The organism is Bifidobacterium sp. ESL0784, from assembly GCF_029433295.1.
Taxonomy (GTDB): Bacteria; Actinomycetota; Actinomycetes; order Actinomycetales; family Bifidobacteriaceae; genus Bifidobacterium.
On the sequence record NZ_JAQTHV010000001.1, the window covers coordinates 87,853 to 113,436 of the forward strand.

The following is a 25,584-nucleotide window of genomic DNA, read 5'->3' on the forward strand; positions in this document are numbered from 1 at the left end:
TGCCTGTTGCCCGCAGGGTTGAGTGTGGTGGTTTACTCACCGAGTTCATCCATGGACATTTGCCAGCCTTCCGATACATGGTATTGATGGATGAGTTGGTTGGTGTGGCAGTTGTAAGCCGTAATCAGCATGTCCCATTTGCCGGTGTGGTGTTTCATGTAATAGTTGTAGCCCGAGCATCGGGGTGCCGCATACAGAAGGGTGGTGCCTGCCATGGGGCTGAGGCGTTTATCGGCCCAGAATGAGAGCTCGGTACCTTCTTTGTTGAGGGTGTAGTGGTAGTACTTCGGACTTTCCTGTACAAACTCATCAAGACCCATGCGCTTGTCGTTGTACTTGATGTAGGCGAGTCTTTGCCGTTCGGTGACAACGACGACTACGCTTCCGTCGGGTTTTGCGTATGCGTCGGTAGCATACTTGCTACCCCCATTTTTGAAATCTTGGGCAACTTTTTTAGGAGTATCTATATTACCGTAGTATAAGAATTTTTTTACAAAGTCTGCGGGGTAGGTAATCTCCTCCGTTTTCGGTTTTGGCGGGTCATCCCTGCTGGGATTGCTGCAGGCGGGAAGCAAGGATACCAGCAGCATGCATAGGATAACGGCAACGAATCGGGTGTACTGTGTTGTGGATATTTTCTTTTTCATGCCAAGCTCAGCAATCCTACGAAGATTAAAAGGATGCCACCGATTATTACTAGCGTCTCGGCACCTTTAACCAACGGACTCGTTTCTGGCACAGTCCCTATATTCCAATCAGGGTTTAGCTCTGGTACATAGACTTGGACTTTAACCGGTTCGGGTGTGCGGAAATCTCGCCAATGGGAGTCTGTACTGGCTTGCAATCCGAGGTCCGATGAGATGGAGGCGTCGCCGTAATTTTGTGAAATACCGACGGAAACGGAAGTTGAATGGCCGCCAATACCGAAGGTATATGTCTGCCCCTTGTCCCCATGTGCACGGCTCCAAGAATACTTTGCTTCGCCGTCTGTTCCGATGCCGCCGTTACTGTTGTTGGACCAGGTAGTGCAGTCTTTGTCGTTCGGGTCATTGACGGGATTGCCGTTGGCGTCTAACTGCAATGATCCTCCGCCGAGATTGAAGGAGAGCATGTCCTGCAGTTCTTGACGTTGTGCTTTCGCGACGGAGCCGGGTACATTGAGAGCGATTCCTACGCCATCCTTATTTTTCGTTCCTATTGAAAAAGTAAGTTCAAGTCCTGGGCCGATTGGAAGACTCCAATCATGATCGAGTTCTAGGCTGGGGTCGAATTGCAATACTTTGGCCCCGAGGGATTTCAGAAGTACTGTCAGCGTCTGCCTATCGCCTGCGCCTGAAGTCAGACCTTTGTCTTCAATTTGGGCGTAAAGCTTGCTGAGTTTGTCATAAAAAGTTATCTGATTCTTTAGAGTGCCATTGATATAGGTGAGATCAAGTCGGCCTGTTTGAGAACCGCCATTCATGGTAGCCGTCAACGCGTCTAGCTGCTGCCGGAATCCTTCCAAATCGTTGTCCGCAGCAGTAAAACTGGCTAAAGCCGTGCTTGCGTCAGCGTTGACGTTCGACCAGATTTGCTGGATTTGCTGTTGTGACATATTGTTCATATCTATGATGTCGCGCTCATAGCTTTTAGGGGCCTCTGTGCCGCTTTGGATGGCTGCGGTTTCTTCTTGGTTTAGAGCTGCTAAGGAATAACCATCGCTGATGCTATCTGTGAACGTTTCCCACCAATTTTTAGGTGCGACTTCATCGGCTATTTTTAATAGTCTTTCCTTCGTATCCCCCGTGAAATCTCTGCGTGCTGATGTCATGGGATACCTTCTTTCGTTTAAGGATAGATGATTGAATTTCGTCTAAGCGTTACTTGAATTGATGGCTCATAGCGTCATCGGTTGATGTCATCGATTCTCGTGCTTTTTTAAGAAATTCTGCGGTGCTATCGAACAAATTTTTCATCGAGGAGGCCAGTTGGTTGTATTGGTTGTCAATATCGGCTAATGCGGTCATAGACGCGCCAGCGCTCCCACATGTATCTGGCTTTTTACTCCCGGTATTGCATGCACCTATGTCAATACTTTCTATTTCGGTAATGAGTTCAAGCAGTTGGTCCGGTTTGAAGTCTATGGTTGCATCCATTGATGTGCTCCTTTGTTGACAGGCTCAATACAAGAAGCTGTCGTCTTGATCGACTTGTGAGATGAAATTTTTGCATTTGCTATTCAAATTGTCGGAAATCGTTTTTAGCCGTGCAGACTTACCGCCGTATAATGTCTTTGCTGTGCTTGCAAATGCTACAAGGGCATCATGCTGGGCTCCCGAAGGAATTGCCTCTGAACTAATTTTGTCGAGTATTGACAGATATTGCTTCATGGCTTTGTCGAGTGCGTCTCCACGCTCTCCATAGTCTTTAGCTGCCTTTTCGACAAAATCATCTACGATGATTAGCTTCGGATCTTCACCAGCTGCTGCGGCCATTACTGCTCCCGTCGTTTTATTTGCGTAAGAATGTTCCTGTTTCTTCTATTTCCTGTCCGATGCTCGACTGAGCCGATACCGACAGTCTACCTGTTGCTTTTCTATGTTGTTCAGTGATGACCCAAGCTCTACCATCCTTTCTTCTGCATCTCGTATATGGTTTTTGAACAGGGTGATAGATTGTGAAAAGGTGTCTACGATATTTGAGTTCTTCCCGCCGTTGACCATGTTTTCCATCATGTCCGCATAGCGCTCAGCACTATGGTTTTCTAGGCAAGCCCATCTTAGATCCTGCAAGGCGTTTCGGCGTTTGCTTTGTCTGGTCTCGAAATCGTTTCGTCGCCTGATGAGGTGTGAAAGTTGTTCATTTAGTTGAGCGAGTCTTTTCTTCAGTTGAGCCTGCTCAACTTCGAAATCGGATTTTTTAAGGTTTAACCGTGCTATTTCAGCGAGAAGGTCATCTGAATAGGACATGTGGTCTCCACTAGATGGAATTGATATTATTCTTTTTGAATAATCAGTATACCTTCTACTGTTTCTTAACCGAAATTAAAAACGTCATTAATTGTGGATATTTAGGGGAAGGCGAAATCTTGCTTTTGGGCAGTGCGGCAAGCGAATATGACGCAAATGCGTGCCTTGAGAAAAATCGGAAGTATCGTTTTATTTGTTAAACGTGCGCAAATAAAATGTCTGAATCCATATTTTATCTTAAAGTGTTCAGAATGATGTAGGCGACGAGTTTTTCAGGAACGATGATATTGTTATTGGCTTTTGGATATTGCGAAGCGCGTAATGTGCATAGATGAATACACGTTACGCGCTTTCTTCTTGTAAAGATGCTCAGAATGCTGGCAAAGGCTACTTCGTTACCTGGATCTGGATCTTGACGTCCTCGGGATGGGCTTCAACAACGCGATCGAACGCGTCCTTCGCTTCATCCATCGGGTAGACCTTGGAGATGAAGGGCTTGAGGTTGATCTTGCCAGCCGAGACCAGGTCGATCGCCTTCTGATAGACATTGGCATAGCGGAATACGTTTTCGATTCGCGTCTCGCGGGCTTGCACCTCGGTGATGTCCATCGGAACCTTGCCGTCGGCTGGGATGCCGATGATCACGGACGTATTGCCTGGCGCCCCGAGCTTCCAGAAGTTGTCATATGAACGCACATTGCCGGATGCCTCGAATGCGCGGTCGGCACCCCAGCCGCCGGTCTCCTCCTTGACACGCTCAAGCAGGTCTTCTTCGGTGATATCGACGGGAATAATCCCCGGAATCTTGGATGCGATATCGAGCTTGACGGCGGAAGTGTCAGAAATCAGGACTTTCGAGCAACCTCCGGCAAGCGCACAAGCCGCAGTGAGCATGCCGACGGTGCCGGCGCCGGTGACCACGCCGATGTCTCCCGGTTTGATGGTGGCTTTCGTCGCGGCCCAGAGCCCTACCGAGAGCGGTTCAAGCAGGGCGCCCTCTTCGTAACTCATATTGTCCGGCAGCTTGTAGGTGAAGGCGGCGGGGTGGATGACCTCGTCGCACAGGCAGCCGTCGACCGGCGGGGTGGCGAAGAAGCGTACGCTCGGGTCGATGTTGTAAAGGCCGAGTTTCGTGGCGCGCGAGTTCATGTCGGGGATGCCGGGTTCCATTGCGATACGGTCGCCGGGCTTGAAGCCTTTGACGCCGGGGCCGACTTCCAGCACGGTGCCGGAGGCCTCGTGCCCGAGGATCATCGGCTTCTCAACGATGTATTTGCCGACGCGCCCGTGCGTGTAATAGTGGACATCGGAGCCGCAGATGCCGACGCTGTGCGGGGCGATTTTCAGTTCGCCAGGCCCCGGCTTGCCTGCATCCGGAACGTCGCGGACGTTGATGACACCCTTTTTCTCAAGAACCACAGCCTTCATTGTTGTGCCTTTCCGTTGATATTCGTTATATTCTTGACCAATATCAACTAACTAAAAGTAGTAAGAACTTTTCGAGTAAAACAACGGCCATTATCCGGAAAGCATACGCTTTATTATTTTATATGAAAGCGTTATTATTTGCAAATTGCAATAGCGGCAGAAAAATACCGGTTTTTGGCAATATTATAATGATTAAAAAATATGAAAACGATTGCACTTAAAAAAGGAAAACTGTCAGTCGATTAAGGCATTGGTGTCGTAAAGATTGGTTAGAAAAGGCCTACTTTGTCATTTTCTGCTTGTTTTTATGGGGCTAGTCTTCTCAAAGACTGTCTTAAAACGAGAGGACTTCGACTTTGCCGTTGGTTAGCTGGTAGCGGGCGCCGACGATGGAGAGGCGTTGCGCGGCCAACGCTTCTTGTATTACCTGTGAGCGGTCGACCAGCGACTCGATGGTGCGGGCGACGTGGACGCGCTCGAAATCGTCGGTATCGCCCAGTGCCGCCTCTTGCGCGGCTAGGACGGACGCGCCGACGGAGCGAACAAGCACTGACCCGGAAGCGGCGACGAGCTCCTCCATCTTGTCGAAAACGTCATCGGAGTCGATGCCTGTGCGTGACCCCCAATCCGAAGCATCATCCGCTGCCGGATCGATCATTTCGGAATCGGTGACTTCCGCGGCGAAGGCGGCACCCAGGTCGATGCCGGCACCTGAAGCGATGGCATCGAGCTCGGCAACGGCGCTCGCGACGGCCCCGCAATGTTCGTGCCCGAGCACGACCAAAACGCTGACCCCCAGATGGGTCACGGCATATTCCAGCGAGGCGATGACGGCGTCGTCCAGTGTCTGGCCGGCGGTGCGCACGGTGAACATATCGCCCAGGCCTTGGTCGAAGATGATTTCCGGCGGCACGCGCGAGTCCGAGCAGGAAAGCACCGCCGCATCGGGGTGCTGCTCGTCGATGAGCGATTCCCGGGTTTCACTGTCCTGCCAAGGGTGCTCGGCCTGCCCGGAAGCAAAGCGCGAGTTGCCCTGCAGCATGCGGCTCCAGGTCGCGTTGGCTGTGGATTCGGTAGAATTCGGGTCGTCTGTCATCTGAGCCTTCCTTCCAAGCGAAAAGCGCTCAAGGGGTGAAGTTGTTTGTCTTCAAGGTTACCCTCTTGCCGCGTCACCTTGGGATTTTCGCAATTTTCTTATGTGATAGCCTGAATAGATAACAGTATTGCAAATAAGTATTTTTATATATGAAATAATTAAACCGCACAGAATAAATGTTCATAATTCGATATGAATTTAATATTCGACATAAATATATCTAATTAATTGGTGATTTTCGGGATATTGTGCCTGTATGTGTCCTTCTTTATTGCGGTTCACGAAAAGAAGTGCCTTTAGGCGCATATCGACTGTTGATAATGCAGTTTCCGGCGTTACCATGATGAGGTCACGGCGATGAACGGTTCCACAGGCGCTCCTGCAAGGTGCTGGGTATGGTTGCGGACGTTCGTAAAGGGCGTCAAGCGGAACACATAAAGGCCAGAATCGCATGTAGACAATGACACTTTCGAGGTAAAGGGGTACATAACTATGACCATGCTGCAACATGAACTGACCGATTTCACGGCCAACATTTATCAGAACAATGAGTTCAGCAAGCTCACCAAGGCTGACGTGCTCGGCCACTGGTCCCTGATTTTCTTCTATCCGAACGATTTCAGCTTCGTCTGCCCCACCGAGCTTGAGGACCTCGCCGATCATTACGAGGACTTCAAGAAGGCCGGCTGCGAGATCTACGGCGTTTCGCACGACACCGAGTTCGTTCACAAGGCTTGGCATGAGGCCAACGAGAAGATCGCGAAGATCCAGTTCCCGATGGTCGCCGACCCCACCAACACGCTTTCCCGTGATCTCGACAGCTATGACGAGGTCAACGGCCAGGCCGAGCGTGGCGATTTCATTTTGAGCCCTGAGGGCAAGGTCGTTGCCTACGAGGTCATCTCCTCCAACGTCGGCCGTAACGCGGAAGAGATTCTGCGCCGCGTCGAGGCCTCACAGTTCGTTTACGAGCACGGCGACCAGGTCTGCCCCGCGAAGTGGGAGCCGGGTGACGAGACCATCGCCCCGAGCCTCGACCTCGTCGGCCAGCTCTGATCGATTCCCGATTCTGGCGGCGCGGCGCAGGCTGCTCCATTCCGTTTCCGCCATTTTTGAGCCGTTTAAGCAGGCTCGGTGGCTTGAAATATAGCGCGTTTTTATTTTCTCGCCATTTTCGGACCGCTTGGGTGGTGTCAATGGCTTGAATATGGCGGAATAGCGTGGATTGGTCTGGTAGCGGCGTTCGTCAGGAATGGACATCAAAGGAAACTATGAAGCAACAAGACGATTTGTACGACGTAGTGGTAATTGGCGGAGGCCCGGCAGGCCTTACCGCCGGTCTCTACCTTGCGCGTGCGCGGTATCGTGTACTCATCCTCGAAAAGGAAGAGTACGGCGGCCAGATCACCATCACCAATGAGGTGGTCAATTATCCTGGTATCGCCAAGACGGACGGTCGCACGTTGACCGAGACCATGCGCCAGCAGGCCGAGGATTTCGGTGCGGAGTTCATGGCGGCTGACGCTACCGGGCTTGACGTTGAGGGCGACATCAAAACCGTGCACACCAATCGCGGCGACCTCAAGACTTTCGGCATTTTGGTAGCTACCGGCGCCAATCCGCGCAAGATCGGCTTCCAAGGTGAGACCGAATACGCCGGCCGTGGCATTTCCTACTGCGCGACCTGCGACGGTGAATTCTTCAACGGCATGGAGGTCATTGTCGTTGGCGGTGGTTTCTCCGCGGCCGAGGAATCGGTGTTCCTCACCAAATATGCCAGCAAGGTCACGATTCTGGTGCGTGGCAGCGATTTCACCTGCGACGCCTCCGTTTCCAGCGAGGCCAAGCACGACCCTAATATTGAAATTCACTACAACACCGAAATGAAGTCGGTTTCGGCCGGCGAAGGCGGCTTGGTGAGTGCCGTGTTCCACAACCGCGAAACCGGCGAGGACACGGAATGGAAGCCCACAAAGAGCAAGAATTTCGGTGTTTTCGTTTTCGCAGGCTATGTGCCGCAGACCGACATCCTGAAGGATGTCATCGACCTTGACGACCACGGTTACGTCATCACGCACGATTATCTCGAGACTTCCGCCGCCGGGGTTTACGCCGCCGGAGATCTGCGCGAGAAGAACCTGCGTCAGGTGGTCACCGCCGTTTCCGACGGGGCCGTCGCGGGCGTCGAACTTGAGCGTTACGCCAAGGATCTGAGCGAGAAGACCGGTCTTGTGCCGCCTCGTCCGACCAGCTCGAACTACGAGAAGCGTGAGGCTGAACAGGCCAAGGAAGCCGCCAATTCGGGCACTTCCCCGGCTCCGGCCGCCGCATCTGACGCATCCGCTTCTCAAAGCGGTCCCGTCAAGACCTCCGGGTTCTTCGACGATGCGATTCGCAAGCAGCTCGATGTGGTCTTCGGCCGCATGAGCCAGCCGCTGGTGCTCGAGCTTTCGCTCGACAAGACCAAGCTTTCACAGGAGCTCAAGGGCTTCATTGACGAGTTGGTTTCTCTGAGCGATGGCAAGCTTTCCGCCGTTGTCGCGCCCGAACCTGCCGAAGGTGAGGAAGACGCGGAAGGCCGCGCCAAGTTCGACGTCGAAGAAGTGATGCCGATGGCCCGCCCGTGCGTTCGTTTGTGCAAGGTGGGTGCCGACGGGAAGCCGCAGTCTACTGGGCTTGCGTTCCACGGCGTACCGAGCGGCCATGAATTCAACTCGTTCGTGCTCGCGCTATACAATGCGGCCGGCCCTGGCCAGTCCGTCGACAACGACACCCAGCAACGCATCGAGAAACTTGACGCGGACGGAGGCACCACCGATGTGATGGTGCTCGTCTCGCTGACCTGCACGATGTGCCCGACCACGGTGCTTTCCGCCCAGCGCATCGCCTCCGACAATCCGAAGGTGAAGGCCGAGGCGTACGACATCTCGCACTTCCCCGCGTTGCAGAGCCATTACGGCGCGATGAGCGTCCCCTGCATCGTTGTCAACAAGACTTCCGCTGACGGCACGACCCGCCAAAAGGTCGAGTTCGGCAAGAAGACGGTTCCGCAAATGCTGGATCTTATCAACGAAGCATAATAATCTGACTTGCGAAGCCCGCTTATAGGACTTCGCTTGAACCATTCTCAAGACCTCCCCGGCTGATTCCGGCGGAGGCCTTTTTCATGTATGCTTTCACTGATTTGGGATGGGGTAAAGCATAAGAAAACGCCACAGACGAATGCGAAATCAATAACGATTCCGGAACGTCTGTGGCGTTTTCCCAACTAAAGCGACTACAAAACTCAGCCGGTGTTCTGCAGGCCGGCGGCGACACCGGAGACCGTGCAGAGGATGAGGTAGGTGTAGCCGCCGCGCTGTTGGTCGCGGGCCAGTTCCTCGTTGTCCGTCTTCTTGGCGGCAATGGCGCTTGCGCCCGCAGGAGCCCCGCCATTGGCCTTCGCCTTGGCAGCTTCGGCGTCCTGCTTCTTCTGCAGTTCGCGCTGGTCGCGTAGAGCGAGTACCTGGATGACGGAAAGGATGTCGACGTACGGCGAACGCACGCGGACGGCCTGGCCGAGTACATGGCGGTGCTGCAGTGGCCACTGGTCGCCGACGATGGCGAGCACCCACTTGCGGGTGAGCTCCATCTCGTTCAGGACCTTGTCGCGCAGGTCGTCACGGTCACCGAGCGCCAAGTACATCTTGGCGATGCGCTCGTCGGTCTTGGCTAGCGACATCTCGATGTTGTCGATGAACGTCGAGAACATCGGCAGTTCCTTGTAAGCCCCACGCAGGGTCTCAAGGTCACCGAACTCCTCGCATGCAGTACCGAGGCCGTACCAGGCGGCCAGGTTGATGCGTGCCTGAGCCCATGAGAACACCCACGGAATCGTGCGCAGATCGTCGAGCGATTTGGCGCCGAGGCCGCGCTTGGCCGGGCGGGAGCCGATGGGCAGCAGTCCGATTTCGGTCAGCGGGGTCACCGTAGAGAACCAAGGTGTGAAGTCGGGCGTATTGAGCAGGTCGAGGAAACGCTTGTGCGCGGATTCGTCGAGCTTCTGCGTCATAGGCGCGTACTTCTTGGTCATCTCGGTGTTCGTCTTCTCCATGCTCGGAGCCGACTGCAGGAGTGTTGCGGCCGCAACGGACTCGACGTGGCGGATGGCCAGCGCCTGGTTGCCGTAGCGAGCGAAAATACTCTCGCCCTGTTCAGTGAGCTTGAAGCGGCAGTTGACGGAACCGGCGGGTTGTGCGAGCACCGCGCGGTTCGCGGGGCCGCCACCTCGGCCGACAGCGCCGCCGCGACCGTGGAAGAGCGTCAGGTCGATGTTGTTCTTCTTGGCCCATTCCGCGATGCGTCCCTGCGCCGAATGCAGTGCGAGCGTTGCGGTGGTCGGGCCGGCGTCCTTGGAGGAATCCGAGTAGCCGAGCATGACCTCGAGCTTGCCGTCGGTGGCTTTGAGCCGGGCCTGTACCTCGGGGATCTTGATCATTTCGTCGAGCACGTCGACGCAGTTCTGCAAATCCTCAAGCTGCTCGAAGAGCGGGATGACGTCGATGGTCGGCACATCCTCGGGATTCGAGAACGCCATGCGGTTGAGCTCGTAGACGTCGCGGATGTTCTGCGCGGACTTGGTGAACGAGATGATGTAGCGGCGGGCGGCCTTCTGACCGTTGCGCTTCTGGATGGCGCCGAGTGCGCGGAAGGTGTCGAGCACCTCGTGCGTCATTGGCTGTAGTTCGCCGCGTTCGCCGTGCAGGCCGTGCTCGCGGATGTCCTCCAGGGCGCGGGAATGAACGAGCGAATGCTGGCGGAATTCCGTTTCGACGAGGTGGAACCCGAAGGTCTGCGCCTTCCAGATGACGTCTTGAATCGGGCCGTAGGCCGCGCGCTTGTCGCCGGCGGCCGCCAGTGAACGCTGCACGATCTTGAGGTCGGCGATGAAGTCATCGCAGCTCTTGTACATCAGGTCGGCGTCGCGCACCACGGTGTAATGCAAACGGTCGGCCATGACCAGCATGGCCGCGCGGTGCAGCTCATGCGAGGAGGTGGAGGCGGCCTTGTCGGTGAGGCGTTCGCTCATTTCCTTCTGGTGGCTCCAGAGGTTGACGAGTTCGGCGCTCGGAGGCGTGGTGACGGCCTCCATGGTGAGGTTCGTACCGGCGGTGCGGGTCGCCTTTTCAAGCGCCTCGATGGCGTGGTCGCTGAACTTGCGGGCCACGGCGCGGCTGACCTTGGCGGTGACGTTCGGGTTGCCGTCGCGGTCGGTGCCGATCCAGGAACCCGGGTGGAAGAACGCGGGGCACTGCGGCTCGGCGATTCCGGCCTGGTCGCCCAGAAGCCAGTCGTCGAAGCGGCGGTAGACCTGTGGAATGGTGTCGAACAGAGTGTTGTCGAAAATATCGATGATGGTATCGGCTTCCTCTACCGGTGTCGGCTTCTTGGCGCCGATCGGCGAGGTGCGGAAGAGCGCGTCGATCTCGTTGTAAAGACGACGGTAGTTTTCCTTCTTGTCGGAGCCGCCCATGAATTTGCCGGCGCTCAGAAGCGTGGCAATGCGGCGAATCTTGCCCTCGACTGCCTTGCGACGGGCCTCGGTGGGATGTGCGGTGAAGACGGGATGGAACTCGAGCTTGTTCAGAAGATTCTTTGCCTTGGCCGGGCCCATTTCGTTGATGAGCTGGTGGTAGGCGCCGGTCAGTTCGTTGACCGGATCGGTGGCAGCGTCCTCGCCGACGTCCGATTCGCGCTTGTGTAGCACGGAAACGCGGTAGTTCTCCTCGCAAAGGTTCGCCAGGTGGAAGTACGTGGTGAGCGCGCGCGCAAGTAGTTGCGCTTGGTGCACGTCCAAGGCGTCGATGACCTTTTCGGCTTTTTCGAGGTTGTCTTCCCTGGGCTGTTCCTTGCCTATGGTCTCCGCATAGTGTTCGGCGCTCGCCTTGACCGCATAGTCTCGGACTGTATCGAATGTGGAGAGCAGATCCTTGTCGTATTCCCCGAGCACAGTGCGCAGAATCTCAAGGCAGAGTGCAAGATCGTCGTTGAGCGATTCGGGGAGATCACGTTCCTCGGGGCCTTTGGTCCCTACTCCGGAAGTGAACAGTGCGGCATCGGGCTGTGTGATCGGTTGATTGCTATCTGGCTGTTTTTTGATATTCTTAGCCATTCAGACCTCCTTCAAACCAAGCGTCCGGTTGCTCGATCTGTTGGCATTCCGCGGCTCCTCCGCGGTTGTGGTGCCATCTGTTGCGAACCCAAAGCCATTGCTTGGCGAGTCGATTTAATTGTAAGGTGACCTAATCGACATTTCGGTAACAGAACTCGACAATGGCCATATTCCGGACGAATTAGTTGCGTCATCAGGACATTCGTATTGGCTTTGGCTTTTGCGACGCAAAATCAGGGCCTAGTCGTTTCGTTGTTATATCAGGGTTTTGAGATCCTGTTTCCAGAGTTGGACCATTTTTACTTCCAGAGTTGGCGGTCTAGAATCGGCAAGACTTCGTAATGTCCCATCAAGTGTGGTGCAAAATGCTCAATCAAAATGGTGCAGAATGTAAGATGCAATGCTGCAAGGGCGTGAATTAGGCTTTAAATCAAGGATATAAGCTGGGTCTAAAAATTGCTAACTTCTGATGGGAAATAAAATTTCAATCGTTCAAATCATGATTGTTGTGCATTGATGCTGCGAATAAGTTAGAGGCAGAGTGCTAGAAATGGTGTATCAGGATATGCCAAAATTTTTGTGATTTGTCAACATCTATTAGATTCCAATGAAGCTTGAACGTAGAGAACTCGGGCTATTGGCACTGGGCGCGAGAGACGTCTGAAAAGATGTGAGAAGATGCCGAAAGGCGATGGGGGAAGCCGATTTTATGTCGATGAAAAATGCAAACTCGATTGATGGCGACAAGGACGATGAGGTCGGTTTGGATGCGGTGGCCGAGGATATCGAGAAGACGGTGAACAGCAGCGGCGACGAGGTCGAAGACGAGGGTGATTCCGAGCTCGAAGATATTTTCGGGGATTTGGATGAATCCGATTCCAAGGAATACCGCCGGGTGGCCGAAGCGGTGGCTTCCATTGACGATATTGAAGACAGCAGCAATGATACCGGCGATGAGGCCGGGGACAAAGCCCGCAGCGACCACAGGGCCAAGGTCCACGACCGATTGACTCATTACATGCCGCTGGATACCGCCGATATCGAACGGGATTGGGACACGCCGGTGGTCGATGCCGGCATCGCGGCGAAAGCTAGTATTATCACGCGTGTAGGGCTGCTTGATTTGCGCGCGGGCACAGGGAGCTTCCGCATTCACGAGCTGATGCATCGTATCGGCTACCCGCTTGGTGTCCACGTTCGTGCGAACATCAATCTTACTGACATGAATGTGTCGTGCAGCGATGGCGTCAGCAGAATTACGCAGGTTGTCGATTTGCCGACAACCGGAGTCAATACGGAGCGCATTTGGCTGCTTGAGCATTTCGCGGACTGGTTCAGCGTCAATATCGGCGAGCCGGGAACGACCTATCACGCCCAGCCTTCCGTTTCGGCGGAAATGGTTCAGCAGCTCGACAACCCGGAGGCTCAGCGTTCCCTATTGTCGGCCACGCAGAAGGCCCACCGTGAGCTCGAAAAGCGTCAACGTGTCCACGACAAGGCCGTCAAGCGGGCCAAAAAACGCGGCTTCCGTCCGCCAAAAGGCCAGTACGCCGAGCATTTCGAGCACATCGGCAAGACGCGTGAGGACGTCGCCGCCGAACAGGCCGCGGCTGCCGATAAGAAGCTTGATTCCAGCTATATTCGTAGCGGTGGCACGAGTGCCGTTAATAATCAGGTATCCGATAATTCGGCCGGTACCAGTGTGGGCAACATTGCAAGCCTTTCTGCAGCAACGAAACCAGCAACTTCCGAGTCCGAACAAGCCACTACAAAAACGGAGGCAAAAGCCAATCGCGGCATCACCGTGCGGCAGGCGCACGAACGTCTGAGCCTCATCCAGCATCGCAAGCCGCTATACGCTCCGTGGTTCTCGGGCCTTGCCTCGGCCGTGGCGTGCGCTTGCTTCGTTTTCCTGCTTGGCGGTGGTCCGTTCGACATGATCGGCGCGTTCGTGGGTGCGGGCATTGGCCATTGGGTTCGGCGGCGGCTTTTTGTCTATCATTTGAACCAGTTCTTCGTCACTTTCGTGGCCGTTGCGGTGGCTGCATTCTCCTGTATCGGTACGTTACGATTAATCGGTTTCATCGATCCCGTCGCGCTCCGCCATGACACCGCCTACATCGGCGCGATGCTCTTCGTAATCCCTGGTTTCCCGCTGATTACCGGCGGTCTCGATATTGCGAAAATGGACCTGCCGAGTGGTATCCAGCGCCTGGTCTACACAATGGCGATCATCTTGATGGCCACGCTCGCCGGCTGGATGGTGGCGGCCATCGTCCACCTCAACCCACAGGGATTCGAACCACTCGGCCTCAACCCGTGGATCAATACCGCTCTGCGCGCGCTCACCGCGTTCGGCGGGGTCTGGGGCTTCTCGGTGCTCTTCAATTCGCCACAACGCATGTGCTTCACCGCCGCGTTCATCGGAGCTATCACCGACACCCTGCGTCTTACGATCGTTGACATGGGCATGCCGCCGGAAGCCGCCGCATTCCTCGGTGCGATGCTCGCCGGCCTGCTCGCCTCGGCCTGGCGTTCGTCGGTGCGTCATGGCTTTCTGCCGCCCTACCTCGGCTACCCGCGCATCTGCCTGACCGTCCCGGCCATCGTCATCATGGTGCCTGGCCTTTATATGTACCGTGCGATGTTCTACCTCGGCCAGTTCGATACCCTGAATGCCCTTGACTGGGCCTTCCGAGCCTTCATGGTCATCCTCTGCCTGCCCATCGGCCTGGCGATGGCCCGCGTCATCACCGACAAGTTCTGGCGCTACGACGTGTGAGGCTGATTGAGTATCATATACAGTAAGATTTAATCTTTACTTGATAATTCATTTGATGGGGAATGGGCATAACCATGAATGTACTCGTGTTGGGGCTCGGCAAGTTGCTTAGCGGATTGTCCTCTGTCGCCTACGTTTACGCCAAGTTTCTTGCTACCAACGATGCCCCGCCGATAGGTTCCAATTTAGCCCATCCGGACTTTATCCCCAAGGACATCATACAGTTGATAGTATGTTGCAACACTATCTTTATCATGGCGGTAGTTCTGCTCGTTTACATTTACCTTGAGTGGCGTAGGCAGAGAGACACGATTCGAGGCCTGAAGTCCGGTAAATCCGTTTTCTACGCGAGAATGTGCAGACAGGCGATGCTGGATTACACAAATACTTTCGGGGTCGCGGAAATCATATTCGTGATTTTCATTGGGATGTTGCCGTGGTCAAGCTTGGGAATGGGTATCCTCCAAGGAGCGATGTATGGTGCCATCATCCTTGGCGTTATTGGTTGGATACTCGGCAAAATCGGAAGCGTTTCGGGTAACGAAAATAACGCGAATAACAGAAGTTACCCGTATAACCCGAATAGTTTCAATAGCAGGAATAATCCGAATTACCCGAATAACGTGAATTACCCGAGGTATCCGAATAATCCCAATTACAGTAACACGAATTATCCCAATAGCCTTAATTATCGAAATTATCCCGGTAATTCCAATAACCCGAACAACCCAAGCAACGCCAATAATTTGAATTACCCCAATAATTCTAATTATCCGAATAACCCGGGCAACCCTAATTACCCAAACTATCCCCGTCGTTCGTATAATCTAAATTATCCCGATTATCAGAATTACCCGATTACCCCGAATAATCCGGGCAACCCGAATTATCCCAATTATCCGAGCAGCCCTAATTACCCAAATAACCCTAACGGCAATAATCCCAATAACCCGAATACCGTCCAACGTAATTCGCAGAATGGCTGATTCTCGCGGTTCTAACTTTGTGTTGATTGCTATGAGTCTTAGCTAGAACGCTTTCGCAATGAGGATAGCGAAGTCTTGCTTGCCGTCCATTTCCTTGATTCCCGCGAAGGGGGGCCTTGCAGCCCAGCGATTCTATGGTTTTCGTCTCGACGACGCGTAATGATGCGAAATCGGTTTCGTCCATATTGCCGTGATGCCGGTATCCTGCCATCGAATTCGATGCCGCTCCGCTTGCCTTCTCCGCTCGTTGCGTAGGGTAGACCGAGTTCCGTATTCCCAAAACACATTACATCACCGACAAGTTCTGGCGCTACGACGTGTGAGGCTGATCAGGTGATTTATATAATGGAATGTAGTTTTTGTTGATAATGGATCTGATGGGAATGGCCGTGAATCTACTTGTGTCGGGACTCGGCAGGTTGGTTGGCGAATTATCCCCTATTGCCTACGTTTATCCCAAGTTTCTTACCCACAATGGTCCGCCTCCAGGTTCCAATTTCGCCGAACCGGATTTCATCCCATCGAATATCGGGGAATTGAAAGCGGCCCGGCTCACCGCCATTGCCATGGTGATAGTCCTCCTCGTCTATATCTGTCTCGAAGGGTATATGCAAAGAAGGAGGATTCGGAGGATCAAATCCGGTAGGGTTGTCCTCTTCGCCAGGATATTCAGGCAGGCGATGCTGAATTACGCGTATTCCTTTGGCGTGCTGGAAGTCGTGGCTGTGATTTTCGTCGGGATGTTGCAGAAAACAAATTCGCGAATGGGCTTCCTTCAGGGAGCGATAGTTTGCGGCATCCTCCTCGGCATTATTTGTTGGGCATTCGGTAAGATCGGAGGCGTTTCGAATGACAGCGATGAAAATGAGGGCGAGGACGAAGATGAGGGCGAAGGACAGGAATAACGAAAAATCCCAATAATCTCAACAATCCGAATGTCGGCCAACGTAATTCGCAGAATGGCTGATTTTTACCATTCCGAATTTCGTGTCGGCCGACCTTTTGTTGGAATCCTTAGTATTTCATACCCATGGCGTCGCGGACCTGGTCGAGGGTTTCCTCGGCGATCGCGTTGGCGCGCTTGTTGCCGTCGTGGATGATGTCGCGGATTGAATCCATGTCCTTGGCCAGCTCGGCGCGGCGCTCGCGGTGCGGGGCGAGGAATTCGTTGACGGACTTGATGACGTACTGCTTCAAGGCTCCGGCTCCGGCATCGCCGATCTCCTCGGCGATATCCTTCGGGTCGCGGTCGGTGACGAGACCGGCAGTGGTCAGCAGCGCGGAAACCTGCGGGCGATTGATCGGGTCGAAGGTGATGCGACGTTCAGAATCGGTCGGGCTCTTCTTGATGAGCTTGGCGGTTTCCTCCGCGGTGGCACCGAGCATGATGGAATTGCCGTAGGACTTGCTCATCTTGCGGCCGTCGAGGCCCGGAATCTCAGGCGCATCGGAAAGAATGGCCGTCGGCTCGGGGAAAACGGGGTTCTTCTTGGCGTAACGTTCGTTGAAGCGGCGGGCGATGGTGCGCGTGATTTCGACGTGTGGCAGGTTGTCTTTGCCGATCGGCACGACGTTGGCCTTGCAGAAGAGGATGTCGCAGGCTTGATGGACGGGGTAGGTCAGCAGCAGGCCGGTCAGCGCATGGCCGCTTGCTTCGGCTTCAGACTTGACGGTCGGGTTACGCAGCAATTCAGCTTCGGTGACCAACGAAAGGAACGGCAGCATCAGCTGGTTTTCGCAAGGAATCGCGGAATGCGCGAAAATCATGGTCTTGTTCGGGTCGATGCCGGCGGCAAGATAATCCAGAACCATGTTCAGCGTGTTGTCTTGGATGTGCTCGGTGGTGTCGCGGTCCGTGATGACCTGATAATCGGCGATGAGCACGTTGGTGTGCACGCCCTTGTTCTGCATCGCGACACGCTCGCGGATCGAGCCGAAATAGTGGCCGAGGTGCAGACGTCCGGTCGGGCGATCGCCGGTAAGCATGGTGAATTTGCCCGGATCCTTCTCGAGCTTGGCCAAAACCGCGTCGGAACGCTTCTTCGCTTCGACAAAACTTGCGCTTATCTCGTTGCCCGCCGCAGTGACCTGTTCGTTTTTCGCGCCGTTTTGTGTGTCCGCCATGACCTGCCCTTAATGTCTGGAATCCTTGGAAATCTTGTTTTTATGGTAAAAGTCTGAGCCGACAATGAAACGTGACGGATTGGGTGGTATCCTACATATTGATGGATTAATTGCGACTGAAAATAATTCGGGGGGTCAAATGGGCCGCGGACGTCAAAAGGCTAAACAAAAGAAAATGGCCCGTAAGCTGAAGTATTTGACAACCGATACCGATTATGACGAGCTGGCAAAGGAGCTTGGCAGTCAGGAACCGGGTAGTGGAGCGGCGGATCCGTTCGATGAAGTCGAAAAGGAATATTCGCGCGCTCATGGCAAGCCCGGTGAAGACACGAATGCCGAAGCTGCAGACAATCATGAGGATTCGCCGGTTGCCGACGACGATTTGGATGATTATGCCAAGTGGGCCGCCGAAGCCGCAGCCAAGGCAGCCGGTGGCGACAGCGCGAAATCCGGATCGAGCGTCAAGAAGGCTCCAATGCCCAAGCCGCACAAGCCGATTCACATGCCTGTCCCCAGTGCTTTGCGTAAGCCCAAGCCCAAGGCCAGTGAGGCCTAGCAGGTTTAGTTATTTGTATTGAGAGCTGTCAAGTGAATGTGGCTTGACAGCTTTCTTTTTAATAGTTGACACACGGTGTTGCTAAATAGCGGAATTGACATACTGATAAGCGGAATTTGCGTACTTGATAAGCGTGTTTATCAAGTACGTGAGTTGTATTAATCCAGTGGAAGCAGAGCGCTCAGATCGTCGCGCTCGCCGATGGCGCTGATGCGGCCGGCATCCTTTTCTTCCGACCATTTGGTTAGACCGCAAGCTAAGCGTAGCCAGACGTCAGGGTCGAGTTCGATGACGTCGGGTGGGGTGAGATTATGCGGGTCCGAAGCGGGGCCGTCAAGAATTTTCACCGCTCCCCAAGGCGCCACACGTACTTCGACGCCGGGGCCGGGAGCCTTGTTTTCCAAGAGATAGAGCGAATATCGTACGGCCATGGCCCACGTGTTGCGTGGCATCCCGCTCGGCGAGAATGCAAGCCTTGCCTCAAGCGGTTCGCCACGATGCGCATCCGCTGCTTTACGCCACTGATCCAGCGCCACCATACCCTTCGAAATATCCTGTTCCCGTATCGCTGCCATGAGGCCATCGTCCCTCGCGTTGTGGACGGAAGCAGATATAACAAAACCGCCGCACTACCTCGAAGGCAATGCAGCGGTTTTGAATAATGAAATAAATAAAGGTCAGGCGGTGGCGGTTTCCGGGCCCTCTTCAGGCTTCGGATCGGCTTCCTTATCAAGACCCAAATCGACTGGCGAAGAGCTGTTTTCCCACGGCTCTTCCCACGGATCATAGTCGGGGTTCTGCTGCTTGTACATATACAGGCCGACGACTGCAGCGAGCAGACCGCCGAAGAGCAGCGCAAAGAACTTCCAACCGTTAGAAGACTTGTTCTCCATGACGGCTCCTTTCTTAAGTGCCGGCTTGCACATCCAAGCCAACGTTGCTTCTATCCTAGCCGATGTTCTGTGACAATTGGGTGGAAAACCTGAAGAAAACCAAAAAGTTCAAGGTTTTGTCGCGTCTCCCATGTGCCTGAATGGAGGAATTTAGCATACGATTGGCGGTTTGTTGGTAGATGCCCATGTTCGGGCGTGCGGCGGTAAGGCGCAACCTCAGCCCTTGGTTCAACTCAAGGTTTCTGACGTGGCAATCGGGATTTTCGAAGTTGTGGTTTCGCGGGCTTGTTGTAGCGAACGGATAAAGTAATACAAAAGCAACGTGAGGCGCGGCTACGCCAGAAAATGCAGCAACCGATATGAAAATATCGGAAAGGTGGGAAAACCCTGAAAATACAACGAAAATGTAGGATGGCGCGGCTGGCCTTGTACGCTTCAATCGATAAAATACAACAATGACCAATGAGAGCGACAGCATCCAGCGCTGGTGGCGAAAATTCAGGTATCAATGGCAATCCGGCGGCCCGGTGATCACATGGGTGATTGTCGTTGCCTGCGTGCTGGTATGGCTCTTGGAAGTCCTGTTCAAATACGGTTCGCCCGAGCAGTTCGCCAGCTTGATTTACAACGGGTCGTTCACCTCGGGTCTCGCGTTGCTGAAGCCTTGGACGTGGTTCACCTCGATGTTCATGCACGACCCGAACGTATTGCACGTGCTGGGCAACATGCTCACGCTGATCATCATCGGGCCGTACTTGGAAGGTCTGCTCGGGCATTGGTGTTTCCTTGCGGTCTACCTGATTTGCGGGCTTGGCGCTTCTGATGGCCAAATAGTCTACAGCTATTTTACCCACGATTGGGCCATGTCTTCATATGGTGCTTCCGGCGCGCTGTTCGGACTTTTCGGTGTGGTGCTGCTCGTTTTTCGGCGCACGCACGAAGACATACGCGGGATGTTGGTTTGGATTGCCATCGATTTGGCGATGCCGCTGTTCGTGCCGCATGTGGCATGGGAGGCGCACGTTGGCGGATTTGTGGTCGGCTTGCTGCTGGGTTGGTTGCTGCTTGACGGGATTCCTGCGTTGCGCCGTCGCCCGCTATGGGTGCGCACGCTGATTTATGGGGCTGCTCTTACGGTGTTGCTGGTGGCGTTGACGGTGGTGTTGACCCCGACGTGGGTGCTCGACGTAGAGAGGTATGCACGACAGTTCAACCTGCCGTAAATGTGTCTTTTACATAGTGCCCATAAGCAAGCAAGTAAAAGCATCAATGTGGAGCATAAGTTATGTAATACATAAAAATGTGCAACCTGTATAGACAAGTTGCACATTACGACGTGTACCAGCCGTCGGAAGACGGAGTGCGTCTGCCGACGGAAGACCGCTATCTCAGGCGGTGAGAAAACGGGAGTAGTTCCTACTGATCGGCGCGATGCTGGCGCAGGACGGATTCGACCAAGCGCGAGTAGAGGTCGGCAAGGCTGTAGCCCGCTGCGATGGCGGCTTGCGGCAGCTGTGAGGTCGCGGTCATGCCGGGTGCCACGTTTGATTCGAGGAATTGCGGGGTTCCGGCCGAATCGACGATGAAGTCGGTGCGTGAGATGTCGCGCAGGCTCAGGGTGTTGTGCGCGGTGAGCGCCGCGTCCTGAACGGCCTTGAGTGTGGCTTCGGGCAGGCGTGCGGGAACGTAGAAGTCCGTCGGGCCAGGGGTGACGCGGGCCTCGTAATCATAGTCGCCATCAGGCGTGGCCACTTCCAGCGGAGGCAGGACGAGCGGTTCGCCATCGATTTCGAAAACGGAGACCGAAACCTCGGTGCCGACCACGGCCCGTTCCACCAGCGCCACGTTGCCGTAGGCGAAGCTGTTGACCATAGCCTGCGGCAGCTCCGAAGCCTTGTCGACGCGGGTGCAGCCCATTGCCGAACCGCCCTGCGTGGGCTTGACAAAAAGCGGTAGTTCGAGCGAGGAAACCAGCAGGTCGACCACTTTCTTCGCGCCAAGTTCGCGGAACGTTGACTCGGGAAGTGCCACTGAAACGGGGGTTGAGAGCCCGCCAAGCTTGCGCACCACGTTCTTGGCGATGGGCTTACTCCAGGCGGTGCGCGAGGCCTTCGCGCGCGAACCGATATACGGCAGGCCTTCCATTTCGAGGATGTCGCGGATCGATCCATCCTCTCCGTTGGCCCCGTGCAGCAGGGGCCAGACGATGTCGGGGCGGGTCTTGGGGTCGCTCAGGTACGGTAGCAGTTCGCTGTCCATGTCGTGCATGGCGACGTTCCAGCCAGCCTCTTCGAGGTAGCCGCCGACGCGATGGCCGCTGGCAAGCGAAACGTCACGCTCGTGACTCATCCCGCCGCAGATGACGAGCACCTTGGTGGCCGCGCGGTCGATGGGAGCAATGTCTTTCATTGTGGTTGCAGGCTTTGTGGTCTTCATATGCTTTGCCATAATTACGCTCCTTCAGTTTTTCTTGTCCGTGCCCGTGGTGCGGTGCGTGTCGGCGTCGGCCTTGGCGGTACCGAAGAGTTCGGCGGTCTTGAGCTCGTTGTTCATCACACCCGCGAGGCGCTTGATGCCCAACGTGATCTTGTCCGGCGTCGGATAGCAGAACGAAAGGCGCATATGGTGCGTGCCGCTGCCGTCGAGGTAGAAGCCGGTGCCGGCCACATAGGCGACCTTTGCGGTGATGGCGCGAGGCAGCATTTCCTTGGAATTCAAACCCTCGGGGATCTTCAGCCAGATGTAGAAGCCGCCTTTGGGCTTGTTCCACGAGCAGTACGGGAGATATTCCTTGAGCGCCGCGTCCATGGTGTCACAACGTTCTTTGTACATACCGCGGTACTGGCTGATTTGATGCTTCCAGTCGAAGTTGTCGAGGTAGGTGGTGATGGTCATCTGGCTCATGTTCGGCGGGCAGAGGATTGACGCCTCGTTGGCCAGGATGAGCTTCTTGCGGATTCCTGGAGGTGCCACGATCCACGCGATGCGCATGCCCGGCGCGATGATCTTGGAGAAGCTGGAAAGGTAGACCACGTTTTCGGCGTCCATCGAACGTAGCGCGGGGTAGGTCTGGCCGTCGAAACCAAGCAGGCCGTAAGGGTTGTCTTCCACGACGAGCACATGGTATTTGCGCGCGATCTCAAGGATCTTCGGGCGACGCTCGACGCTCATTGTCACGCCGGCGGGGTTGTGGAAATTGGGAACGGTATACAGGAACTTGACCTTTTTGCCAGCCTTGAGCTGAGCCTTGATGGTCTCCTCGAACGATTCGGGGATAAGCCCGTCCTTGTCGGTCTGCGCGTTGACCACCTCGACCTGGAACGACGAGAAAACGCCGAGCGCACCCACGTAATTCGGAGCTTCGGCAATCACCACGTCGCCCGGGTCGCACATGATGCGCGTGACCAGATCGATGGCATTCTGAGAGCCGTTGGAAATCACCACGTCGTCGGGCTGCACGTCCTTGATGCCCTCGAGCGCCATGATCTGCAGCACGTCTTCGCGCAGATGCGGGTCGCCCTGCGCCGAGCCATACTGCCAGGCCACATCGCCCTTGTCGACGAGCATCTTGGCGATGAGCTCGGAGAGCTCCTTGAACGGCAAATATTCGAGGTAGGGCATGCCGCCGGCAAGCGAGACCACATCCGGACGCGAGGCCGTGGCGAAAAGCGCGCGAATCTCGGAGGCGCGCATATTGTCGGCGCGGGCCGCGTAGGAGCCGTACCACGGGTCGTTCTTGAAGACCTTGGATTCCGTGGTTTTCGTTTCGGCGCCCTCGGTTTTCGCGGCTGCGGCCGCAGCGCTCGTGGTTGCTTTGGGACCGTTGCCTTTGCCCTCGTTCGGTTTTCCGGAAATGTTCTTGGTCTCAGACATCAACCATCCCTTTCTTCGGTTGCGGCACAGCCTTAAACGAGCGCCACCTTCCAAACAGATTTCGCGCGTTTAAACAATATAGAAGAAGACTTTAGTCGCCATCAGTCGTGGCGTAAACACTCACGAAAAACCGGCACTGCTTCAACACGCTTCCGACGGTTCGCCGAATCGAAACTCAAGAATCGGAAGTCTCTAGAACGCCGAGTCCTTAAAACAACAGAATCCTTAGAATAGCTGGACGTTTTAGAATAGCTGGACGTGGTTGATGTAGAGGGAGTGGTTGGGCAGGGAATCCATGGGCACCCAGAGCAGGAAGTCCTGGGACTTGACTGGCTTCTGGAGCTTGACTTCCGTGGTGCCGCTTTGGTCGAAGGTGAACTGCGCGACCTGCTGGCCGGCATTCGGATCTTCCGCGGTGTTGGCGATGAGGTAGCCCGTGCCGCCGGATGTGCGAATCTGGACCACGAAGCGAGTGACGGTGGCCGGCTCACTCACATGCATGTAATACGCAAGCCCGTTCTGGCCGGCAGGCTGTCGGTAGAACTCCTGCTTGTCGATGGTCAGCGGGGTGTTGTTGACCGGAATGGATGGCGCTGGCACGGCGTTGGCGATCTTGTCGGCGGTTATCACTTTGGAATTCGAGCCGGAATCGGCTTCGGACTTTGACGAAGAGCCATTGGACCCATTGGCCGACTCCGTTGAGGAACCGTTGTTCTGCTTGCCGGAAGTGCCGGCATCTCCCGATCCCTGCTCCTCGCTTCCGTTGCCTTGTGCGCCGAAGGGTACTTTGTTGAGGTTCATGTTGGGCCACGGGTCGGAGCTGGATTGCTGATAGGAGGCGCTCTTGTTGTTGTGGTCGATCAGCACGTACGCCGCGACGCCGGCGGCCGCAAGGATTACTGCGATGACGGCGATGATGGCGACGACTTTGGTCGTGAGTTTGCCGAGCAGCGGGGTGTCGGCGATGTCGTCGCTGGTCGGGTTGTCGGATTGCTGCTGCGTCTTCTGCTGAGGTGTGAAGCTGGGAGGCGTGATGACCGGGTTGGCCGCGTCGATGGCCTCCTTCTCCGCCTGGAGCGCCTGAGCGGATTCATGGCCGGGTTCGATGAGATTGCCGTTGGTATCGAGCAGCGGAATGCGGCCCGTGGCGTCGGTACGGTTGCCGGGATTGGTGTCGGACGGTGCAGCGGGGTTGCCCTTCATGGCAAAGTCGAATTGCATCGTCGGGTTGGTGGTCTGCACGGTATTCTGGTCGAAATCCGGGAAGAAGGAATCGTCGGCGGTGGAATCGAAGGATTTGAAGGCATCTGCCATTTCCGCGGCGGCCAGATCGTGCAGATCCATGCGTGGAGCGTCGGCATTGGTGAGGTCATCGGAGGCGGGTTGGTTGTTGCCGGACTTGCTGCGTTGACGCCACCATCTTGTGGATTTGTCTTGTGCGGGTTCCTTCGGACTCGGGTTCTGTGAGGCGGCGGGGTTGCTGTTCGCGTTGTTTGCGGAGCCGGAAGAAGTGCCTTGTGCAGCGGCTGCTGGCAGCGGCAATGGTGCCGCCGGGGTATGTTGTGATGAAACGGACGGCGCATTGTCGGGAGTTCGGTTGGCTCCGTCAGCTGGCTTTGAGGCTTTTGACTGGTTCGGTGAACCGGCGTTTACCGGATTTGCGCCAGACCGGCTGGAAGCCGCAGACGCCCCCGAGACGGTGGAAGTGGCGGCTTTGGAGGCTGCCTTGTTCCCTTGTTTTCGTGCTGCTGAGGCCAGAGCTCCGGCCCCGGCAGCGCCCGCAGCTGCGTTGGCACCCTTTGTTGCCGCGGATTGCGCCTGACGCGCACGGAACTGCAACTGATTAGTTGAGAGGTTCTGCGGGAAATCAAGCAGGTTGCCTGGCCGGGCCCTGCGGAGCGGAAGCCTCGAAATCGAAGCCTCGCCATCGGAATTGGGCCGTTTCACTTCCTTTGCCGGAAGTTCCACAAGAGGTTTGGCGGATCCGAGCAGAGCGACAAGCTCAGAAAGGGAAACCATCGAAAGGGTCGTGCTGCCATCCACGTTTTTGATGGGCAATCCACGTTCGCAGATGATACGCAGCTCTTCCGGGGTGTCTTTCGGAAGGGCGGAAAGGTCGAAATCCTTGATTTCCGAAGACCATTCGCCGATGAGCATGGCATAAAGCAGCGAGGCAAGCTCGTGCACCGCCAGCATTTCCGGTTTCAGATTCGCTGTTTTGCGGTTGGCGACGAACATCGCCTCAAGAGGGGCATCGGCGATTTGGACGCCTTTTGATGTAATGCGTATGATGCCGGTGCTCAGAGCCCGCATTTTCACGTCATCGCGCAATAGGGTTTCGAGCCCATTGGCGGTCTCGGCGATGATGGAGCGCATGGCGGCGTATCCGAGTTTGCGTGTGCCGTGGCCGATGAAATTATTGAGCGAAAGCCCCTGATCGAGGCGGGTGATGAGTACGGGGATATCGCCGACGTGCTGTATCTGGATGACCTGGGTGAAATGCGGGTTGCGCGAAAGGGTGAGTGTCGACGCGATCGCTTCGAAACTGGGGATGGCGGCCTTGTCGGTGAGGATGAAAAGCTGGCAGTCGCGGGCGAGAATACGGTCGTTGGCCTTCCATGCTTCGAGCCCGGGTATGCTGCGCAGTGGCGACACCAACGTATATCTGCTGATGACGATATCTCCCAGCTGTGGCTTCATAATGTCCTCGACCCTACGCGCAAACGAATATAAAAATGTCAGGCGAC

21 protein-coding genes are annotated in these 25,584 nt (G+C 55.3%); 7 read left to right on the plus strand and 14 right to left on the minus strand.

Translation table 11 applies throughout. From position 1 onward, the window contains the following. Positions 1 to 32: 32 nt before the first annotated feature. From PT279_RS00340 to PT279_RS00370, 7 genes are all read right to left on the minus strand, one after another. Positions 33 to 647: a hypothetical protein gene (locus PT279_RS00340; protein WP_277164369.1), complete on the minus strand. Its 615-nt coding sequence runs from the start codon at positions 645 to 647 to the stop codon at positions 33 to 35. Beyond that, complete coding sequence (locus tag PT279_RS00345) at positions 644 to 1,810, minus strand: hypothetical protein (RefSeq protein ID WP_277164371.1); 1,167 nt, start codon at positions 1,808 to 1,810, stop codon at positions 644 to 646. Before PT279_RS00345 ends, PT279_RS00340 begins: the two co-directional genes overlap by 4 nt. A gap of 49 nt (positions 1,811 to 1,859) precedes the next feature. Further along, positions 1,860 to 2,135 carry a hypothetical protein gene (locus PT279_RS00350; RefSeq protein ID WP_277164373.1) on the minus strand — a complete coding sequence of 92 codons (276 nt, stop codon included), beginning with the start codon at positions 2,133 to 2,135 and terminating at the stop codon, positions 1,860 to 1,862. A 24-nt stretch (positions 2,136 to 2,159) separates the two neighbouring features. Next, positions 2,160 to 2,474: a hypothetical protein gene (locus tag PT279_RS00355; RefSeq protein WP_277164375.1), complete on the minus strand. Its 315-nt coding sequence runs from the start codon at positions 2,472 to 2,474 to the stop codon at positions 2,160 to 2,162. A 45-nt stretch (positions 2,475 to 2,519) separates the two neighbouring features. Continuing rightward, complete coding sequence (locus PT279_RS00360; protein WP_277164377.1) at positions 2,520 to 2,948, minus strand: hypothetical protein; 429 nt, start codon at positions 2,946 to 2,948, stop codon at positions 2,520 to 2,522. Between the two features lie 387 nt (positions 2,949 to 3,335). After that, positions 3,336 to 4,376 (minus strand): NAD(P)-dependent alcohol dehydrogenase, encoded by a 1,041-nt coding sequence (locus tag PT279_RS00365; protein ID WP_277164379.1) that lies wholly within the window; start codon positions 4,374 to 4,376, stop codon positions 3,336 to 3,338. A gap of 334 nt (positions 4,377 to 4,710) precedes the next feature. Beyond that, complete coding sequence (locus PT279_RS00370; RefSeq protein WP_277164381.1) at positions 4,711 to 5,472, minus strand: carbonic anhydrase; 762 nt, start codon at positions 5,470 to 5,472, stop codon at positions 4,711 to 4,713. Positions 5,473 to 5,964: 492 nt separating this feature from the next. Between PT279_RS00370 and PT279_RS00375 the strand changes: the two genes are divergently transcribed. Beyond that, positions 5,965 to 6,528 carry a redoxin domain-containing protein gene (locus PT279_RS00375; RefSeq protein ID WP_277143034.1) on the plus strand — a complete coding sequence of 188 codons (564 nt, stop codon included), beginning with the start codon at positions 5,965 to 5,967 and terminating at the stop codon, positions 6,526 to 6,528. Between the two features lie 215 nt (positions 6,529 to 6,743). Next, entirely contained in the window at positions 6,744 to 8,552 is a 1,809-nt protein-coding gene (locus tag PT279_RS00380; protein WP_277164383.1) for an FAD-dependent oxidoreductase, read from the plus strand. A 206-nt stretch (positions 8,553 to 8,758) separates the two neighbouring features. Here the strand turns inward: PT279_RS00380 and PT279_RS00385 are convergent, their stop codons facing one another. Further along, positions 8,759 to 11,623, minus strand: coding sequence for a phosphoenolpyruvate carboxylase (locus PT279_RS00385; protein ID WP_277164385.1), 2,865 nt, complete (start codon positions 11,621 to 11,623; stop codon positions 8,759 to 8,761). A gap of 1,018 nt (positions 11,624 to 12,641) precedes the next feature. On the opposite strand from PT279_RS00385, the gene PT279_RS00390 reads away from it, so the two are divergent. From PT279_RS00390 to PT279_RS00400, 3 genes are all read left to right on the plus strand, one after another. Continuing rightward, entirely contained in the window at positions 12,642 to 14,405 is a 1,764-nt protein-coding gene (locus tag PT279_RS00390; RefSeq protein WP_277165174.1) for a threonine/serine exporter family protein, read from the plus strand. A gap of 74 nt (positions 14,406 to 14,479) precedes the next feature. Continuing rightward, positions 14,480 to 15,391, plus strand: coding sequence for a hypothetical protein (locus tag PT279_RS00395; RefSeq protein ID WP_277164388.1), 912 nt, complete (start codon positions 14,480 to 14,482; stop codon positions 15,389 to 15,391). A 359-nt stretch (positions 15,392 to 15,750) separates the two neighbouring features. Then, positions 15,751 to 16,296: a hypothetical protein gene (locus PT279_RS00400; RefSeq protein WP_277164390.1), complete on the plus strand. Its 546-nt coding sequence runs from the start codon at positions 15,751 to 15,753 to the stop codon at positions 16,294 to 16,296. A gap of 109 nt (positions 16,297 to 16,405) precedes the next feature. Here PT279_RS00400 and trpS read toward each other — a convergent pair whose 3' ends face one another. Continuing rightward, on the minus strand, positions 16,406 to 17,515 hold the full coding sequence (gene trpS / locus PT279_RS00405) for a tryptophan--tRNA ligase (protein ID WP_277164392.1): 1,110 nt from the start codon (positions 17,513 to 17,515) through the stop codon (positions 16,406 to 16,408). A gap of 139 nt (positions 17,516 to 17,654) precedes the next feature. Between trpS and PT279_RS00410 the strand changes: the two genes are divergently transcribed. Next, positions 17,655 to 18,071, plus strand: a complete 417-nt coding sequence (locus PT279_RS00410) for a DUF3073 domain-containing protein (protein ID WP_277164394.1) — start codon at positions 17,655 to 17,657, stop codon at positions 18,069 to 18,071. Positions 18,072 to 18,229: 158 nt separating this feature from the next. Here PT279_RS00410 and PT279_RS00415 read toward each other — a convergent pair whose 3' ends face one another. Both PT279_RS00415 and PT279_RS00420 read right to left on the minus strand, forming a co-directional pair. Continuing rightward, the gene (locus PT279_RS00415) at positions 18,230 to 18,646 is read right to left on the minus strand and encodes a sterol carrier family protein (RefSeq protein ID WP_277164396.1); all 417 of its coding nucleotides are present in this window, start codon (positions 18,644 to 18,646) and stop codon (positions 18,230 to 18,232) included. 102 nt (positions 18,647 to 18,748) lie between these two features. After that, positions 18,749 to 18,964 carry a hypothetical protein gene (locus PT279_RS00420; RefSeq protein WP_277164398.1) on the minus strand — a complete coding sequence of 72 codons (216 nt, stop codon included), beginning with the start codon at positions 18,962 to 18,964 and terminating at the stop codon, positions 18,749 to 18,751. Positions 18,965 to 19,419: 455 nt separating this feature from the next. On the opposite strand from PT279_RS00420, the gene PT279_RS00425 reads away from it, so the two are divergent. Continuing rightward, a complete protein-coding gene (locus PT279_RS00425; protein WP_277164400.1) occupies positions 19,420 to 20,187 on the plus strand; it encodes a rhomboid family intramembrane serine protease in 768 nt (255 codons plus the stop codon). A 193-nt stretch (positions 20,188 to 20,380) separates the two neighbouring features. On the opposite strand, the gene PT279_RS00430 is transcribed toward PT279_RS00425, so the two are convergent. From PT279_RS00430 to PT279_RS00440, 3 genes are all read right to left on the minus strand, one after another. Then, on the minus strand, positions 20,381 to 21,412 hold the full coding sequence (locus tag PT279_RS00430; RefSeq protein ID WP_277164402.1) for a D-alanine--D-alanine ligase: 1,032 nt from the start codon (positions 21,410 to 21,412) through the stop codon (positions 20,381 to 20,383). 12 nt (positions 21,413 to 21,424) lie between these two features. After that, positions 21,425 to 22,837: a PLP-dependent aminotransferase family protein gene (locus tag PT279_RS00435; protein WP_277164404.1), complete on the minus strand. Its 1,413-nt coding sequence runs from the start codon at positions 22,835 to 22,837 to the stop codon at positions 21,425 to 21,427. A gap of 243 nt (positions 22,838 to 23,080) precedes the next feature. Next, the gene (locus tag PT279_RS00440; RefSeq protein ID WP_277164406.1) at positions 23,081 to 25,537 is read right to left on the minus strand and encodes a hypothetical protein; all 2,457 of its coding nucleotides are present in this window, start codon (positions 25,535 to 25,537) and stop codon (positions 23,081 to 23,083) included. Positions 25,538 to 25,584 lie beyond the last annotated feature (47 nt).

What these genes read in the sequence shown, in the direction of transcription:
- PT279_RS00340 (WP_277164369.1), bottom strand. Translation starts at nt 647, where the DNA reads ATGAAAAAGAAAATATCCACAACACAGTACACCCGATTCGTTGCCGTT.
- PT279_RS00345 (WP_277164371.1), bottom strand. Translation starts at nt 1,810, where the DNA reads ATGACATCAGCACGCAGAGATTTCACGGGGGATACGAAGGAAAGACTA.
- PT279_RS00350 (WP_277164373.1), bottom strand. Translation starts at nt 2,135, where the DNA reads ATGGATGCAACCATAGACTTCAAACCGGACCAACTGCTTGAACTCATT.
- PT279_RS00355 (WP_277164375.1), bottom strand. Translation starts at nt 2,474, where the DNA reads ATGGCCGCAGCAGCTGGTGAAGATCCGAAGCTAATCATCGTAGATGAT.
- PT279_RS00360 (WP_277164377.1), bottom strand. Translation starts at nt 2,948, where the DNA reads ATGTCCTATTCAGATGACCTTCTCGCTGAAATAGCACGGTTAAACCTT.
- PT279_RS00365 (WP_277164379.1), bottom strand. Translation starts at nt 4,376, where the DNA reads ATGAAGGCTGTGGTTCTTGAGAAAAAGGGTGTCATCAACGTCCGCGAC.
- PT279_RS00370 (WP_277164381.1), bottom strand. Translation starts at nt 5,472, where the DNA reads ATGACAGACGACCCGAATTCTACCGAATCCACAGCCAACGCGACCTGG.
- PT279_RS00375 (WP_277143034.1), top strand. Translation starts at nt 5,965, where the DNA reads ATGACCATGCTGCAACATGAACTGACCGATTTCACGGCCAACATTTAT.
- PT279_RS00380 (WP_277164383.1), top strand. Translation starts at nt 6,744, where the DNA reads ATGAAGCAACAAGACGATTTGTACGACGTAGTGGTAATTGGCGGAGGC.
- PT279_RS00385 (WP_277164385.1), bottom strand. Translation starts at nt 11,623, where the DNA reads ATGGCTAAGAATATCAAAAAACAGCCAGATAGCAATCAACCGATCACA.
- PT279_RS00390 (WP_277165174.1), top strand. Translation starts at nt 12,642, where the DNA reads ATGCCGCTGGATACCGCCGATATCGAACGGGATTGGGACACGCCGGTG.
- PT279_RS00395 (WP_277164388.1), top strand. Translation starts at nt 14,480, where the DNA reads ATGAATGTACTCGTGTTGGGGCTCGGCAAGTTGCTTAGCGGATTGTCC.
- trpS (WP_277164392.1), bottom strand. Translation starts at nt 17,515, where the DNA reads ATGGCGGACACACAAAACGGCGCGAAAAACGAACAGGTCACTGCGGCG.
- PT279_RS00410 (WP_277164394.1), top strand. Translation starts at nt 17,655, where the DNA reads ATGGGCCGCGGACGTCAAAAGGCTAAACAAAAGAAAATGGCCCGTAAG.
- PT279_RS00415 (WP_277164396.1), bottom strand. Translation starts at nt 18,646, where the DNA reads ATGGCAGCGATACGGGAACAGGATATTTCGAAGGGTATGGTGGCGCTG.
- PT279_RS00420 (WP_277164398.1), bottom strand. Translation starts at nt 18,964, where the DNA reads ATGGAGAACAAGTCTTCTAACGGTTGGAAGTTCTTTGCGCTGCTCTTC.
- PT279_RS00425 (WP_277164400.1), top strand. Translation starts at nt 19,420, where the DNA reads ATGACCAATGAGAGCGACAGCATCCAGCGCTGGTGGCGAAAATTCAGG.
- PT279_RS00430 (WP_277164402.1), bottom strand. Translation starts at nt 21,412, where the DNA reads ATGGCAAAGCATATGAAGACCACAAAGCCTGCAACCACAATGAAAGAC.
- PT279_RS00435 (WP_277164404.1), bottom strand. Translation starts at nt 22,837, where the DNA reads ATGTCTGAGACCAAGAACATTTCCGGAAAACCGAACGAGGGCAAAGGC.
- PT279_RS00440 (WP_277164406.1), bottom strand. Translation starts at nt 25,537, where the DNA reads ATGAAGCCACAGCTGGGAGATATCGTCATCAGCAGATATACGTTGGTG.